Source organism: Jiella marina (assembly GCF_024359545.1).
Taxonomy (GTDB): Bacteria; Pseudomonadota; Alphaproteobacteria; order Rhizobiales; family Rhizobiaceae; genus Jiella.
The window spans coordinates 117,125-132,539 of the sequence record NZ_JAKQZG010000014.1 but is presented as its reverse complement, the minus strand read 5'-3'; the positions used below and the strand labels follow the sequence as shown (position 1 = coordinate 132,539).

Annotated in this window: 15 protein-coding genes and 2 tRNA genes; 14 read left to right on the top strand and 3 right to left on the bottom strand. The window is 63.6% G+C overall.

Features of this window, described 5'->3' with window-relative positions; translation table 11 throughout:
* Positions 1-24 precede the first annotated feature (24 nt).
* Positions 25-1,044 (top strand): DUF2125 domain-containing protein, encoded by a 1,020-nt coding sequence (locus MF134_RS20650; protein ID WP_255341300.1) that lies wholly within the window; start codon positions 25-27, stop codon positions 1,042-1,044.
* Between the two features lie 93 nt (positions 1,045-1,137).
* On the opposite strand, the gene rpoH is transcribed toward MF134_RS20650, so the two are convergent.
* Both rpoH and MF134_RS20640 read right to left on the bottom strand, forming a co-directional pair.
* Entirely contained in the window at positions 1,138-2,040 is a 903-nt protein-coding gene (rpoH, locus tag MF134_RS20645) for an RNA polymerase sigma factor RpoH (protein ID WP_255341299.1), read from the bottom strand.
* Between the two features lie 198 nt (positions 2,041-2,238).
* Positions 2,239-3,243: an RluA family pseudouridine synthase gene (locus tag MF134_RS20640; RefSeq protein WP_255341298.1), complete on the bottom strand. Its 1,005-nt coding sequence runs from the start codon at positions 3,241-3,243 to the stop codon at positions 2,239-2,241.
* Positions 3,244-3,329: 86 nt separating this feature from the next.
* Between MF134_RS20640 and MF134_RS20635 the strand changes: the two genes are divergently transcribed.
* The 4 genes from MF134_RS20635 (at position 3,330) to MF134_RS20620 (ending at position 5,763) form a co-directional block, all read left to right on the top strand.
* A complete protein-coding gene (locus MF134_RS20635) occupies positions 3,330-3,689 on the top strand; it encodes a fimbrial protein (protein ID WP_255341297.1) in 360 nt (119 codons plus the stop codon).
* A gap of 83 nt (positions 3,690-3,772) precedes the next feature.
* Positions 3,773-3,848, top strand: a tRNA-Glu gene (locus MF134_RS20630).
* A 173-nt stretch (positions 3,849-4,021) separates the two neighbouring features.
* On the top strand, positions 4,022-5,374 hold the full coding sequence (locus tag MF134_RS20625; protein ID WP_255341296.1) for a hypothetical protein: 1,353 nt from the start codon (positions 4,022-4,024) through the stop codon (positions 5,372-5,374).
* Between the two features lie 312 nt (positions 5,375-5,686).
* Positions 5,687-5,763 (top strand) — tRNA-Asp (locus tag MF134_RS20620).
* A 172-nt stretch (positions 5,764-5,935) separates the two neighbouring features.
* Here MF134_RS20620 and MF134_RS20615 read toward each other — a convergent pair.
* Complete coding sequence (locus MF134_RS20615; RefSeq protein WP_255341295.1) at positions 5,936-6,250, bottom strand: hypothetical protein; 315 nt, start codon at positions 6,248-6,250, stop codon at positions 5,936-5,938.
* Positions 6,251-6,535: 285 nt separating this feature from the next.
* On the opposite strand from MF134_RS20615, the gene MF134_RS20610 reads away from it, so the two are divergent.
* The 9 genes from MF134_RS20610 (at position 6,536) to nuoG (ending at position 15,414) form a co-directional block, all read left to right on the top strand.
* Positions 6,536-6,901: an NADH-quinone oxidoreductase subunit A gene (locus MF134_RS20610; protein WP_255341294.1), complete on the top strand. Its 366-nt coding sequence runs from the start codon at positions 6,536-6,538 to the stop codon at positions 6,899-6,901.
* Positions 6,892-7,479: a NuoB/complex I 20 kDa subunit family protein gene (locus MF134_RS20605; protein WP_457590038.1), complete on the top strand. Its 588-nt coding sequence runs from the start codon at positions 6,892-6,894 to the stop codon at positions 7,477-7,479. The genes MF134_RS20610 and MF134_RS20605 overlap by 10 nt, the downstream gene beginning before the upstream one ends.
* Before the next feature lie 42 nt (positions 7,480-7,521).
* Positions 7,522-8,106 carry an NADH-quinone oxidoreductase subunit C gene (locus MF134_RS20600; protein ID WP_457590041.1) on the top strand — a complete coding sequence of 195 codons (585 nt, stop codon included), beginning with the start codon at positions 7,522-7,524 and terminating at the stop codon, positions 8,104-8,106.
* Positions 8,107-8,120: 14 nt separating this feature from the next.
* The gene (locus tag MF134_RS20595; protein WP_255341292.1) at positions 8,121-8,558 is read left to right on the top strand and encodes a GFA family protein; all 438 of its coding nucleotides are present in this window, start codon (positions 8,121-8,123) and stop codon (positions 8,556-8,558) included.
* A complete protein-coding gene (locus MF134_RS20590; protein WP_255341291.1) occupies positions 8,551-9,741 on the top strand; it encodes an NADH-quinone oxidoreductase subunit D in 1,191 nt (396 codons plus the stop codon). Before MF134_RS20595 ends, MF134_RS20590 begins: the two co-directional genes overlap by 8 nt.
* 73 nt (positions 9,742-9,814) lie before the next feature.
* The gene (locus MF134_RS20585; RefSeq protein WP_255341290.1) at positions 9,815-10,381 is read left to right on the top strand and encodes a Uma2 family endonuclease; all 567 of its coding nucleotides are present in this window, start codon (positions 9,815-9,817) and stop codon (positions 10,379-10,381) included.
* 123 nt (positions 10,382-10,504) lie between these two features.
* Positions 10,505-11,959 carry an NADH-quinone oxidoreductase subunit NuoE gene (gene nuoE / locus MF134_RS20580; RefSeq protein ID WP_255341289.1) on the top strand — a complete coding sequence of 485 codons (1,455 nt, stop codon included), beginning with the start codon at positions 10,505-10,507 and terminating at the stop codon, positions 11,957-11,959.
* Between the two features lie 17 nt (positions 11,960-11,976).
* Positions 11,977-13,281, top strand: coding sequence for an NADH-quinone oxidoreductase subunit NuoF (gene nuoF / locus MF134_RS20575; protein ID WP_255341288.1), 1,305 nt, complete (start codon positions 11,977-11,979; stop codon positions 13,279-13,281).
* A gap of 57 nt (positions 13,282-13,338) precedes the next feature.
* Positions 13,339-15,414, top strand: coding sequence for an NADH-quinone oxidoreductase subunit NuoG (gene nuoG, locus MF134_RS20570; protein ID WP_255341287.1), 2,076 nt, complete (start codon positions 13,339-13,341; stop codon positions 15,412-15,414).
* Position 15,415 lies beyond the last annotated feature (1 nt).

Below are 15,415 nucleotides of genomic sequence, written 5' to 3'. Positions count from 1 at the left end.
TGATTTGTGTAAGAGGATACGAGGATGAATCCGTCAAGCGACAGTCCGAGAAGGGGGCGCCGTGCGTTCCTCGGCATCGTCGTCATCGTCATCGTGCTGGCGGCCGGTCTTTCCGGCGCATGGTACTATCTCGCGGGACGGCTCGACGCGGCGGTCGATCAGGCGATCGAACAGGCGCGAGCGCGCGGCACGGAGGTCGGCTGCCCCAATCGCGAGGTGTTCGGCTATCCGTTCCGAATCGGGATCCGCTGCGACGCGGTGACCTTGGACGGGCCAGACAACGGTCTCCGGGCCTCGGCGGGCGCGCTCCGCACGGCGGCCCAGATCTATCGACCCAACCGCGTCGTCGCCGAACTCGATGGGCCCTTGCTGCTGGATGCCGCCACCGTTCCGCCACTCGATATCCGCTGGTCGCTCGCCCAGGCAAGCGCGTCTTTCTGGACCGAGGGGCTGGATCGCTTCTCGCTCGTCTCCGACGGGCCGGTCGTTGCCCTGGTAGAGCCGGCGAACGGTCGACAGCCACTCGCCGAGGCGACTCACACCGAGACGCATGCGCGGCGGCGCGACGGCAATCTCGACGTTTTCGGTGTGGTCGACAGCGGCAAGCTTGTCATGCCGAACGCCCCGGACCTGCCGCCGCTTGACGCGACGGTGGACGCGACGATCGGCGACGCTGCGGACTGGCTCGCGGGCGGCGCGCGCGGTCAGTCGGCACGGGTGCTCCTCGCCGGCAAGGATATCGCGCTTCGCTCCCTGTTGATCGAGATGGGCTCGGCCAATGCCGAACTCAGCGGAGAGTTCGCCTTCAATGATGAGGGACGGCTCAACGGGGCGTTCGAACTGGCCGTCGCCGACCCCGACGAGATCGCCAAGCTCGTTGGCACGGTCGCACCGGACCTTGCCAACATCGCGGGCGCGATCGCCTCCGCGGTCCCCATGGCCGGACGCCAGATCAACGGTCGGACTGTGATCGAGATGCGCGCGAAAGACGGGATCCTCTCGGCCGGGATCTTTCCGATCGGCCGCATTCCGGAGTTGCGCTGACTCCCGGAACGGGTGGGGGCAAGAGCCCGGACAGCAAAAAGGCCGGAGCATGTCCTGCATCCGGCCTTTCTTCTCTTGTCACATGGCGCGAGCTTACGGGCTGACGGGTGTCAGCGCGTCCTGGGCCGCCGCGGCCTTGTCGCGGACGGCCTTCTGGACCTTTTCGAACGCCCGTACCTCGATCTGCCGCACGCGTTCGCGCGAGATGTCGAATTCGCCGGAAAGGGCCTCGAGCGTCAGCGGCTCTTCAGCCAGACGGCGCGCCTCGAAGATCCGCCGTTCGCGGTCGTTCAGGACATCCATCGCCGAGCGCAGCATGCCGCGCCGCTGATCGTATTCGTCCTGCCGCGCCAGAATGTCTTCCTGGGATTCGGCGTCATCGACCAGCCAGTCCTGCCATTCGCCCGATTCGCCCTCGGTCGCGCGGATCGGAGCGTTCAGCGATGCATCGCCGGAAAGTCGGCGATTCATCGAGATCACCTCGTCCTCCGAAACGCCGAGATTGGTGGCGATCTGGTTCACCTGCTCGGGACGAAGATCGCCTTCGTCCAGCGCCTGAATGCGGCTCTTCATCTTGCGCAGATTGAAGAACAGACGTTTCTGATTGGCGGTGGTGCCCATTTTTACCAGGCTCCAAGACCGCAGGATATACTCCTGGATCGAAGCCTTGATCCACCACATGGCGTAGGTTGCCAGCCTGAACCCGCGTTCCGGGTCGAAGCGCTTGACGGCCTGCATCAGGCCGACATTGCCTTCGGAAATGACTTCGCCGATCGGCAGGCCGTAGCCGCGGTAGCCCATCGCGATCTTGGCGACGAGTCGCAGGTGGCTGGTGACGAGTTTCTGGGCTGCATTCCGGTCGTCATGCTCCGCATAGCGCTTTGCGAGCATGTATTCTTCCTGCGGCTCCAGCATTGGAAACCGACGAATCTCTTCTAAATAGCGTGTCAGACCGCCATCGCCCGACGCCACCGTCGGAAGGTTGATCTGGGCCATATTGCGCCCTCCATTCATGATATCGGCCGCTTTGCCACGAAAGCCGGCCTTCTCGCGGGCCGCAGACGCCAACCCGCACATAGGCTCATATGGGTGCGGCCCGCATCCGTTGCACGTGTTCCCGGCTAACATTGCAGCAATTTAATGCTGCGTCCGCCGCGCCCTGTCGCTTGCCTCTGATCCACCGACCAGAACCGATCATAGCCCGTCCGGGAGGGGAATCATCAGCGCTTTGCAAAGGTTCCGCATATCCTGCGGGAGTGGCGACCGGAAGCGCAAGGCCGCTCCGGTTTCGGGATGTACGAAGCCGAGCTCGGCCGCATGCAGGGCCTGGCGGTCAAAGGCCGTAACAACCTGGCGACTATCCTCGGGCAGACGCGCAGCCTTGGTCTTCAGTCCCGTGCCATACAGTGGGTCTCCGATCAGGGGATAGCCGATATGCGCCATATGAACCCGGATCTGATGCGTGCGGCCGGTCTCGAGGCGACATCGGGTGAGGGCGGCCTCCGTCGCATCGCTGACGGCGACCGTCTCATAGTGCGTGACCGCGTGTCGCGCGTCGCTGCGTCCTGCGGGCACGACGGCTCGTTTGATGCGATTCGCCGTCGAGCGGCCCAGCGCCGCGTCGATGGTGCCGTGGGCAGGGCGGGGCACATTCCAGCAGACTGCGAGATAGGCCCGGTGAAGGCGTCCGTCGCGACCGTGGGCGGCAAACTGCTCCGAGAGGTCCACATGGGCGCGTTCGGTCTTGGCGACCACGAGGAGACCGCCCGTGTCCTTGTCGAGGCGATGGACGATTCCGGGCCGGCGCTCGCCGCCGATCCCCGTCAGGCTGGGACCGCAATGGGCGATGAGGGCGTTGACGAGGGTGCCGGTCGGGTTGCCGGCTCCGGGATGCACCACGAGTCCGGCCGGCTTGTCGACGACGATCAGCGCGCTGTCCTCGTAGACAACGGCGAGCGGAATTGATTCGGCTTGTGGTCGCGCGTCTTCGGGAGGCGGCAACGCCAGTTCCACCGTCTGGGCCGATCCGACCTTCTGCTTCGCGCTGGTGGCAGCTGCCCCGTCGATCCGAGCCGCGCCCGATTCGATCAGCGCCTTGAGCCGGCTGCGGGAAAGGGCGCCCTCGAGCGCCTCGGCCAGGAAAACGTCGAGCCGCGCGCCCTCGCTGGCCGGATCGACGAGGAAGCGTCTTGTCTCCATGGTTTCAAGCCCTGTAGGAGCAGCCGGCGGGCCCGAGGCGATCGCGGCGGCCCGAGGCATGGACATGCAAGCGAAAAGGGGCCGAGATGGCGCTCAACAATGATATTGACGGCGATGACGAAAAGCCGCTCGACCCTGTCGCCGAACGCGTGCGGCGGAAGATGGTCCGGCTTCTGGCCGTCTCGATCGGGATCATGATCGTCGGCGTTATGGCCGTGCTGGGCGTCGTTGTCTACAAGACGCTGCCGGGTGGGCTCGGCTCGGCCGAAGAAGCCAGCACCGTTTCGCTTCCCGCGGGAGAAGAGGTGGTCGATGTCTCTCTGGACGGCGACCGGGCCCTGCTTCGCACGACCGGAGAGAGGGGCGTGAGGCTTTACCTGATCTCGCTGGCCGACGGCCGAATTTTGAAGCGTCTCGATCTTGCGGAAGCGCCTTCGTCGGAGTGAGCGGCCAGCAATCGGTAACTTCCCGAGAAAAGCTCTTGCGCTGAAGAATAAGAGCTTCTAAGAGAGCGCCCACCAGCGCAAAGGCTCCCATCGTCTAGCGGTCTAGGACGCCGCCCTCTCACGGCGGAAACAGGGGTTCGAGTCCCCTTGGGAGTACCAGCGAAATTGATTTCGCTATGTTTTCCAACATCCTTCTGCGTCAGGTGTTCAGCCCTTCGATTGGGTCGGACGACCCAGGGAGTTTCTCCCTGCTTCTATTGCGCTGTCATCTGCGCAGGCCCAGATGAAATTCTCCGCTGGCGACTGATCCCAACACTGCGGAGGGTATCCTCATGCTGACGAGCCCGAACGGCATCTTGCGCGAGGCGCGCTCTTCAGACGCCTTGGCCGACGTGCTGGACGTCTCCCGGCCTCAGTCGACCCAATATGTGCGTACCCAGGACGGTTACGTCGATTTGCCGGTGGTGCCGGTGGAGGCGGAGCGGCTGGTCTACCGGGCCGACAATGGCCGCGTCCTCTCCGAAATCCGCCATGCCTGCCGCGATGAAGGCTTGCTGGATGCGGAAGGACGGATCGTCGAAGCCGATTCGCGTGTCCAGGCCATCCTGCACCGGTTGCTTGTGGCCAAAGCCAGCGACGAGACGTCTCCGATCTTTGCGGAGCTGGAGCAATATGCCCTGCAGACCGAGCCGCTGCTGATCACCCGGCAGGGCCTGGTGGTGAACGGCAACCGGCGGCTCGCGAGCATGCGCGAATTGCTGGGCCGTGATCCGGAGAAATACGTCGGCTTCAAGACGATCGCTTGCGCCGTCCTTCCTGACAGCTTTTCCCATGAGACCATCGAGTTCATCGAAGCCAATCTGCAGATGGCGCCGGATCTGAAGCTGAGTTACAGCTGGATCAATCGACGCTTGAAGCTCCGCGAGCATGTGGCCGACCTTCCGCGCGAGCTGATCGTGGATGCCTACCGGCTGAAGGATGCCGGGGAGATCGAGAACGAACTCGGCGAGCTCGCGCTTGCCGAATCCTATCTGGACTATGTCGGCGCGCCGACGGACTTCGATCGCGTGGCCGATCTCGAACTCTATTTTCTGGCGTTCCGCGAATCGCTTGCGGCACTGAAGAACCCGCATCTCAGAGAGTTGTGGACCTTTGCGGGCTTCGCACTTTTGGCGACGCGCGACAGCCTGGACCAACCGGTGGAGCACCTCTACCCCTTCACACCGCCGCGACCGCAGGCCATCCCCAACTGGGTCATGCGGGCCTTTGCCGCCGATCGCGGCGTGGCGGAGCCGCAATCGACCGGACAGAACGACCCGATCCCGCCGCGCATCGCCACTCGCGTCCGGCCGATTTTGGCCGATCCGGCAAACGCAGGCGAGGTCGCCCGCCATTTGGTCGCCCTGATCAATACGCTGAAGAGCAACGAGACGGAGTTGCTGGGTGCGACGCGCGTGCTGGCGAATCTTCGGAATTTCCGCGCTGCGGTGGAGGACAAGGGCCTTGCGCTTCTGGATGAACGCCAGCATCGGCAAATCCGGGTGGAGTTGGTGGCGCTCCTGTCCCTTTTGGGGGAAGATCCCTCAGACCTTCGACCGGCGCCGCCTCGGGATACCCGCCAAGTGGCCGCAGTTTCGGCGCGGAGCGTCGGGAAAAAGCTGCGTCATCTCATCCGACGGAACTGAGTTTCGGTACCTGATGGAGCATGGAACCCCTTGAGATGGATCGGGCGTGTCGGCGGAAGAAAGCGAATCGCGGCTGCCCAGCATTCGGGCCCGGACCTTATCCAGGCATGCGGGCCGAGACGGACTGATTCTCCATGGCTTCAAGCGACGTAAAGGCCGCGTTCTCTCGCCACGGCGGCGCCAAAAGGCGTCATTTTCGATCCTTTGCCGATCGCTGTCATCCAATTGCAGATTTGGCGGAACGAGATGCTTGACAGGTTGGAAGCTTCTCCGTAAACGACCGCCTCACGAGCCGCCGAGAGCGGCACGAGCGCGGGTGTAGCTCAGTCGGTTAGAGTGCCGGCCTGTCACGCCGGAGGTCGCGGGTTCGAGCCCCGTCACTCGCGCCATTTTCCAGACACTACAGTGGCTTGGCATTGCGCTTTGGTGCGAATGCGGATCGGTTCTGAGGACTAAGTCCTTGTGCGCCTGCGATGTCGCGGCGTATGCCGAGCGCTCTCCCATCCGCTTCGAATGCCGAAGCATCTCGGACAGGCCTTCGCTCGGCTGCTACCCTTCGGGTCAGATCCCCGAGCCCTGATCCTCGAAATCCGCTTCGTCGGCCGGGGCGGGGATCGTCACGGAGGATTGCTGGTGGGTCGGCTCCGGCCAGGGCATCCAGGCGACCAGTTCGTCGTCCTCATAGGTGACGAAGCCGTCCGGGCCCATGTCGGTCGCGACCCATCGCCGCTCTGAGGACCCGCGCACGGTCGCCCAGCGCACCGTGTCGACCTCCGCCGGCCCCTGTTCGCCGCCGCGAACCGTCACCAGGATCCGCCGGCCATCGCGAAACGCGCCCGCCATGGGCAGCCATCCCGCTTCCTTGCTGTCGGCCATTGTGAACTCCTCCCCATTTCCAGAACTCGAGATCCGCCATGGTTGCGGCCTTCGTACGGCGATGGCAAGTGCATGCCAGGCGGTAAGGGAGGAAGTTTCCAAGCCGTATGCGAGGCGGAGCGGGGTGCTTTCCGACGCTTGCGCGCGCGGATGCCTTGCACAGATTCTAAGAAGGCGATAACCGTCGCCGCAATGCGGGATCGCACGTTTGGCGGCCCGCCAAGTATCGATGGCGCGGAGAGAAATCCTCCTCAGTGCGCCGATGCGGAAAACCGGAAGGGGCCGATGAGCGAACTTCTCGCATCCTATCTGCCGATCGTCATCTTCGTGGGCGTCGCGCTGATCGTTGGCCTGGCGCTTCTCGTCTCGCCGTTTCTCCTCGCCTTCAAGGCGCCGGATGACGAGAAGCTGTCGGCCTATGAGTGCGGCTTCGACGCTTTCGACGATTCGCGCATGAAGTTCGATGTCCGATTCTATCTGGTCTCGATCCTGTTCATCATTTTCGATCTGGAAGTCGCGTTCCTCTTCCCCTGGGCGGCCACCTTCGGCACGCTCGGCTGGTTCGGCTTCTGGTCGATGATGGTGTTTCTCGGCGTCCTGACCGTCGGCTTCATCTATGAATGGAAAAAGGGCGCTTTGGAATGGGATTGATCATCGGCGACCAGCCGTTCGCTCCGCGCGCTGCGGAGATGGGAACGGGTACGGGCCAGACTGCCCGGCCGATCGTGCCGGCAGAAGACCCGTTCGTGACCGACGTCAACAACGAGCTGGCCGACAAGGGCTTTCTCGTCACATCGACGGACGATCTGATCCAATGGGCGCGCACCGGCTCGCTCATGTGGATGACGTTCGGTCTCGCCTGTTGCGCGGTCGAGATGATGCAGATGTCGATGCCGCGTTATGACGCGGAGCGGTTCGGCTTCGCGCCGCGTGCCTCACCGCGTCAGTCGGACGTGATGATCGTCGCCGGCACGCTGACCAACAAGATGGCGCCGGCGCTGCGCAAGGTCTACGACCAGATGCCCGAGCCCCGCTATGTCATCTCCATGGGCTCCTGCGCCAATGGCGGCGGCTATTACCATTACTCCTATTCGGTGGTGCGCGGCTGCGATCGCGTCGTGCCGGTGGACATCTACGTGCCCGGTTGTCCGCCGAGCGCCGAGGCGCTGCTTTACGGCGTGCTTCTCCTGCAGAAGAAGATCCGCCGTACAGGCACCATCGAGCGCTAGGACGAGGAGCAGCCACCGATGCGCGATTTTGCTACCACCGACATGGCTGACTATGTCGCCGAAGTGCTGGGGGAGCGTCTTGGCTCGAGCGAGTTCCGCTTTGGTGAACTGACGCTGGTCGTGTCGCCGGAAGACATCGTCAAGGTGATGACCGTCCTCCGCGACGATCCTCAGACCCAGTTCGTCAATCTCATCGATATCTGCGGTGTCGACTACCCGGCGCGCGAGAAGCGCTTCGAAGTGGTCTATCACCTGCTGTCGCCCCGGCAGAATCAGCGGATCCGGGTGAAGGTCCGCACCGCCGAGGACGATCCCGTCCCCTCGGTCGCGGGCGTGTTCCCGGCGGCGGACTGGTTCGAGCGCGAGGCCTATGATTTCTACGGAATCCTCTTCACCGGCCACCCGGATCTCCGCCGCATCCTGACGGATTACGGCTTCGAGGGGCATCCGATGCGCAAGGATTTCCCGCTGACCGGTTTCGTCGAGGTTCATTACGACGAAGAGAAGAAGCAGGTGGTGTACGAGCCCGTCGAGCTTCGCCAGGAATTCCGCAATTTCGACTTCCTCTCGCCGTGGGAGGGAACGGAATACGTTCTCCCGGGCGACGAGAAAGCCAAGAGCCAGTAAAGCGAGGACAGGCGATGACGGCCAAGCGGCTCCAGGCCCGGTGCCTTTGCGGCGGCGTACGAATCGACGCCGACCTTCACAATCAGGATGTCGGTGCCTGCCATTGCGACATCTGTCGTCGTTGGTCGAGCGGGCCATTCATGGCGGTCGAAGCCAGCGAGGAAGTGGTCATCGCGGGAACCGATTTCCTCGGGATCTACGAATCGTCCGACTGGGGCGAGCGCGGCTTCTGCAATCGTTGCGGCTCGACGCTGTTCTGGCGATCGAAGGACGCGACGCACTACGCCATCTCGGCGGCGGCCTTCGACGACCTGACAGAGGCCTGCTTCACGCAGCAGATCTTCGTCGACTCCAAGCCCGACTGGTATGATTTCGCCAACGACACCAAGAAAATGACCGGTGGCGAATTCCTGGCGCAGTTTGCTTCCCAAGAGGACAGGTCGAATGGCTGAGATCGACGTCCGCAACTTCAACATCAATTTCGGTCCCCAGCACCCGGCGGCGCATGGCGTGCTGCGGCTGGTTCTGGAACTCGACGGCGAGATCGTCGAGCGCGTCGACCCGCATATCGGTCTGTTGCATCGCGGTACCGAGAAGCTGATCGAGCACAAGACCTATCTTCAGGCGATCCCCTATTTCGATCGGCTCGACTACGTCGCGCCGATGAATCAGGAGCATGCCTTCTGCATGGCGATCGAGCGCCTCGCTGAGGTGGAGGTGCCGAAACGCGGCCAGCTCATCCGCGTGCTCTACAGCGAGATCGGTCGCATCCTCTCGCATCTCCTCAACGTGACCACCCAGGCCATGGACGTTGGCGCGCTGACGCCGCCGCTCTGGGGCTTCGAGGAGCGCGAGAAGCTCATGGTCTTCTACGAGCGTGCATCCGGGGCGCGTCTTCATGCGGGCTATTTCCGGCCCGGCGGCGTTCATCAGGACCTGCCGCAGAAGCTGATCGACGATATCGGTGCCTGGTGCGACCCGTTCTTGAAGGTCTGTGACGACATCGAGGGCCTGCTCACCGACAACCGCATCTTCAAGCAGCGCAATGTCGACATCGGCGTCGTCAATCTCGAAGACGCCTGGGCGATGGGCTTTTCGGGCGTGATGGTGCGTGGGTCGGGTGCAGCGTGGGATCTGCGCAAGTCGCAGCCCTATGAGTGCTACGAGGAAATGGATTTCGACATCCCCATCGGCAAGAACGGGGACTGCTACGACCGCTATCTCATTCGCATGGTCGAGATGCGCGAATCCGCCAGGATCATGAAGCAGTGCGTCGAGAAGCTCTCGAGCGCGGAAGGGCAGGGGCCCGTTTCCTCGACCGAGGGCAAGGTGGTGCCACCGAAGCGCGGTCAGATGAAGCGTTCGATGGAAGCGATCATCCACCACTTCAAGCTCTACACCGAGGGTTTCCATCTCCCCGAAGGCGAGGTCTACGCGGCGGTCGAGGCGCCGAAAGGCGAATTCGGTGTCTATCTCGTCTCCGACGGCACCAACAAGCCGCATCGCTGCAAGATCCGCGCGCCAGGTTTCGCCCATCTCCAGGCGATGGACGTCATGTGCAAGGGGCATATGCTGGCCGACGTCTCGGCGATCCTCGGCACGCTCGATATCGTCTTCGGCGAGGTCGATCGCTGACTCGCAGCCCGGCGGCTCCTGGCGCCGGGCGAAAAGCGTTCCGAATTTCGGACCGTTAGGGTAGTGTCGGCTCATGAAGAACGAAGCGCTGCCCCTTGCGCCGATGAGCGCGGACGAGTTCCTTGTCTGGTCGCAGGCGCTGCCGGAAGGGGAGCGCTACGAACTGGTGGCGGGCGAGGCCGTGCGGCTGCAATCGGAGCGGATCCGGCATGCGGAGGCGAAAGCGAGCGCATGGCTGGCTCTACGATCGGGAATTCGTGAGCGGGGCTTGGACTGCAGCGCCTTCATCGACGGCGTCAGCGTGCGAATTGACGATCACACGGTCCGCGAACCCGACGCTTTGGTGCATTGTGGGCCTTACGATCCGAACAGTCTGGTTGCGACCAATCCGGTGGTCGTCGTCGAGATCGAGTCGCCGTCGAGCGCCGTTTTCGACGCGACGCACAAGCTGGCCGATTACTTCGCCGTTTCGTCGATCTCACACTATCTGATCGTGTCTCCGGAACAGGGTCGCCTGATCCATCACCGGCGCTCGTCCGTCGAAGGCGAGATACTGACACGCATCCTCGGCCGCGGCGAGACAGTCGATCTTTCTCCGCCCGGATTCACGGTTTCGGTGGAAGCTCTCCTCGGCGCTTGACGGGCGCTCGTCGGTGCTTTCAATCAATCGAAAACTGCGGTCATCCGCCACTGGCCTTTTGTCAGTCTTGTGATAGAACGCGCCGCAACATCGCATGTTGAACCGCTCTAAGATAGAGAACCGATGTCCGTCAGACGTCTCGCGGAAGAGACCGCGCAACCCGCCGGTTTCGCTTTCACCGAAGAGAACGCGGCCTGGGCCGAAGCGACGATTCGCAAATATCCCGAAGGTCGCCAGCAATCCGCTGTCATCCCGCTTCTGATGCGGGCGCAGGACCAGGAGGGTTGGGTCACCAAGGCCGCGATCGAGCATGTCGCCGAGATGCTCGAAATGCCGCTGATCCGCGTGCTCGAGGTCGCGACCTTCTATACCCAGTTCCAGCTGCACCCGGTCGGCACCAAGGCGCACATCCAGGTGTGTGGCACGACGCCTTGCATGCTGCGGGGCGCGGAAGATCTGAAGGCCGTCTGTCGCAAGAAGATCCATGCCGAGCAGTTCCACCGCAACGAGAAGGGCTCGTTGTCCTGGGAGGAGGTCGAATGCCTCGGGGCCTGCGTGAACGCGCCGATGGTGATGATCTTCCAGGATACCTACGAGGATCTGACGCCCGAGCGACTGGAAGAGATCATCGACCTCTTCGACGCGGGTCGCGGTGAGGAAGTGAAGCCGGGACCGCAGAACGGACGGCATCTCTCGGTTCCGATTGGCGGGCTGACCACGCTCAAGGGCGATTATGACGACCTGATCGAGGAGCAGGAACGCGATTTCGGGCATGGTCCCGCCAACGGTTCGAAGGCGCAGGGTGAAGGGGCCGGCGAGACCGTCTCCACACCACCGTCGGAGGCGGGCCGTCCCGATACGGAATCCACCGAGAGCGACCCGAGCCTGAAATCTCCGGGCAAGGCGGCGGACGGCAACGCCGATCAGCGCGGCGAGGAGCGCGAGAGCGACGAGCTTGCCGCGGAAGGTCACAAGCCGGCGGCAGGGCAGACCGGTGGCGAGCGTCACGGCCCCGACGACGTCGAGGATGATGAAGAGTCGGCCGATACCGGCCGTGAGACCAGCGGCGATTTCCGTCGCGCCGAGGCGGCTGCCGAGGACGCGGTCATCCCGGCTGACAAACACCTTGCCGATGATGATGGGCACCAGCCGCCCCGCGTGGCGAGTGGCGAAGAGACGTCGAAGGTCCTGAGCGAATCGACGGATACGCTGGCCGAGGGTCGGCGCGCAGTCACGTCGGACACGACGACAGGCCCCGCTCACGACGATCGCTTCGAGAGCGAGGCGGAGGAACCAGAGCCGGCCAGAGAGCCCGGCGACAAGCCGGCCGATCTTCTTTCGGCGCCCCAGGGCGAAGCCGACGATCTGAAGCAGATCAAGGGTATCGGTCCCGTTATCGAGGGCAAGCTGAACGATCTCGGTGTCTTCCATTTCTGGCAGATTGCCAAATGGCGCGAGACCGAGCTGATCTGGATCGACGATTATCTGAATTTCCGGGGCCGGGCCGTCCGCGAGGGCTGGATCGAGCAGGCGCGGGATTTGCAGTCGGGCTCGCAGTCGCGGCCGGGCGACGCGTGAGGTGAAGGAGGAGCGACATGCTTCAGGATAAGGACCGGATCTTCACCAATATCTACGGGCTTCGCGACAAGAGCCTGAAGGCGGCGCTGAAACGCGGCCATTTCGATGGCACCGCCGACATCATCGGCAAGGGTCGCGACTGGATCATCAACGAGATGAAGGCCTCCGGTCTTCGTGGTCGTGGCGGCGCCGGTTTTCCGACCGGGCTGAAATGGTCCTTCATGCCGAAGGAGGTCGGCGAGCGGCCGCATTACCTCGTCGTCAATGCCGACGAATCCGAGCCCGGGACCTGCAAGGACCGGGAGATCATGCGCAACGACCCGTTCACGCTGATCGAAGGCTGTGTGATCGCCGGTTTCGCCATGGGCGCCCATGCCGCCTACATCTACATTCGCGGCGAATATGTGCGCGAGCGTCAGGCGCTGCAGCGGGCGATCGACGAGTGCTACGAGCAGGGCTATCTCGGCCGGGACAACAAATGCGGCTGGGACTACGACATCATCGTCCATCACGGCGCCGGCGCCTATATCTGTGGTGAAGAGACGGCGCTTCTGGAGAGCCTCGAAGGCAAGAAGGGCCAGCCCCGCCTGAAGCCGCCATTCCCGGCGAATGTCGGCCTCTATGGCTGCCCGACGACGGTCAACAACGTCGAATCGATTGCGGTGGCTCCGACGATCCTGCGTCGTGGCGGCTCATGGTTTGCCGGCATCGGGCGGCAGAACAACACCGGCACCAAGCTCTTCTGCGTGTCCGGCCATGTCGAGCAGCCCTGTACCGTCGAAGAGGCGATGTCGATCCCGTTCCGGGAGCTGATCGAGAAGCATTGCGGCGGCATTCGCGGCGGCTGGGACAATCTTCTCGCCGTGATCCCTGGCGGCTCGTCCGTGCCGCTGGTGCCGGGGCAAGACATCATCGATGCGCCGATGGATTTCGACGGGCTGCGCGAGATCAAGACCTCGCTCGGCACCGCGGCCGTGATCGTCATGGACAAGTCCACCGACATCGTGAAGGCGATCGCCCGCATCTCCTATTTCTACAAGCATGAGAGCTGCGGCCAGTGCACCCCGTGCCGCGAGGGCACCGGCTGGATGTGGCGCGTGATGGAGCGCATGGTTACCGGCCATGCTCAGAAGCGCGAGATCGACATGCTTCTCGATGTGACGAAGCAGGTCGAAGGCCACACGATCTGCGCGCTCGGTGATGCGGCGGCCTGGCCGATCCAGGGCCTCGTCCGGCATTTCCGCGCCGAGATCGAGCGGCGCATCGACGAGTTCTCGCACAATGCGCACGACGTGAAGCCAGTGCTCGAGGCGGCGGAATAACTAATTTCTGCGGCTCATGGGACCCTATGTTTCCGTGAGCTGAAAGTGAAGGTCATCATGGCGAAGCTGAAAGTCGACGGCAAAGAGATCGAGGTTCCGGACCACTACACGCTGCTGCAGGCGGCGGAGGAGGCGGGCGCCGAGATTCCGCGTTTCTGTTTCCATGAGCGGCTGTCGATCGCCGGCAATTGCCGCATGTGTCTCGTCGAGGTGAAGGGTGGCCCGCCGAAGCCGGCTGCCTCCTGCGCCATGGGCGTTCGCGATCTGCGGCCAGGGCCGAACGGCGAACTGCCGGAAATGTTCACCAATACGCCGATGGTGAAGAAGGCCCGCGAGGGCGTCATGGAGTTCCTGCTGATCAACCATCCGCTCGACTGCCCGATCTGCGATCAGGGCGGCGAGTGCGATCTGCAGGACCAGGCCATGGCCTATGGCGTCGACTCCTCGCGCTACCAGGAGAACAAGCGCGCGGTCGAGGACAAGTATATCGGCCCGCTGGTGAAGACGATCATGACGCGCTGCATCCACTGCACGCGCTGCGTCCGCTTCACCACCGAAGTCGCCGGCATTTCCGAGCTCGGCCTCGTCGGCCGCGGCGAGGATGCCGAGATCACGACCTTCCTCGAACAGGCGATGACCTCCGAGCTGCAGGGCAATGTGATCGATCTCTGCCCCGTCGGTGCGTTGACCTCGCGTCCTTATGCCTTCCAGGCGCGTCCCTGGGAATTGACCAAGACCGAGACGATCGACGTCATGGACGCTGTCGGCTCTGCGATCCGCGTCGATACGCGCGGCCGCGAAGTGCTGCGCATCATGCCGCGCATCAACGAGGCGGTGAACGAGGAATGGATCTCGGACAAGACCCGCTTCGTCTGGGATGGCCTCAGGACCCAGCGCCTGGACCGACCTTACGTGCGCCGTGACGGAAAGCTGCAGCCTGCAACCTGGCAGGAAGCCTTCGCTGCGATCCGCGACAAGGTCGGCAATACTGCGCCGGAAAAGATCGGCGCCGTGGCGGGTGATCTGGCGGCCGTGGAGGAAATGTGGGCCCTGAAGAAGCTCATGGCCGAGCTCGGCTCGACCTCCGTCGATTGCCGACAGGACGGTGCGAAGCACGATCCGTCGGCAGGGCGTGGCAGCTATCTCTTCAACACGACCATTGCCGGGATCGAGGACGCCGACGCGCTTCTCATCATCGGCGCCAATCCCCGCTTCGAGGCGTCCGTCCTCAACGCCCGCATCCGCAAGCGCTGGCGCATGGGCGGCTTTCCGATCGGCGTCATCGGCGAGAGTGTCAATCTGCGCTACGCCTACACCTATCTCGGTGCCGGCACGGAGACGCTCTCGGATGTCGCGGGCGCAAGCCAGGGATTCTTCGACGCGCTGAAGAATGCCGAGCGACCGATGATCATCGTCGGAAGCGGCGCGATTTCCGGTGAGAACGGTACGAACGTTCTCGCATCCGCCGCAGCGCTCGCCCGCGAGATCGGCGCATTCAGTGGCGACTGGAACGGTTTCAACGTCCTTCACACCGCGGCGTCACGGGTCGGCGCGCTCGATATCGGCTTCGTGCCGGGTGAGGGCGGCAAGAGCTTCGGCGAGATGGCCGGCGGAGCCGTCGACGTCCTGTTCAGCCTCGGCGGCGACGAGGTCGAGATCGCGCCCGGGCCCTTCGTCGTCTATGTCGGCACCCATGGTGACCGCGGCGCCCACCGGGCCGACGTGATCCTGCCCGGCGCCGCCTATACGGAAAAGGACGGCACGTTCGTCAATACCGAGGGCCGGGCGCAGGTGACCACCCGCGCGGCCTTTCCTCCGGGCGACGCGCGCGAGGATTGGGCGATCATCCGGGCGCTCTCGGCGGTTCTCGGCAAGACGTTGCCTTTCGATTCCCTTGCTGCGTTGCGCCGCGATCTCTACCAGTCGCACCCGACGATGCGCACCGATCGAATCGAGCCAGCCGGTCACGACGACCTTCTGAGCCTCGCCGACAGGGCCGGTTCGCTCGGCAATGAACCGCTCGCCTCGAAGCTCGCGGATTTCTATCTGACGAACCCGATCGCGCGAGCCTCCAAGGTGATGGCCGAATGTTCAAGGCTCGCCCAAGCCGAGCATCTCGAAGCAGCGGAATAAG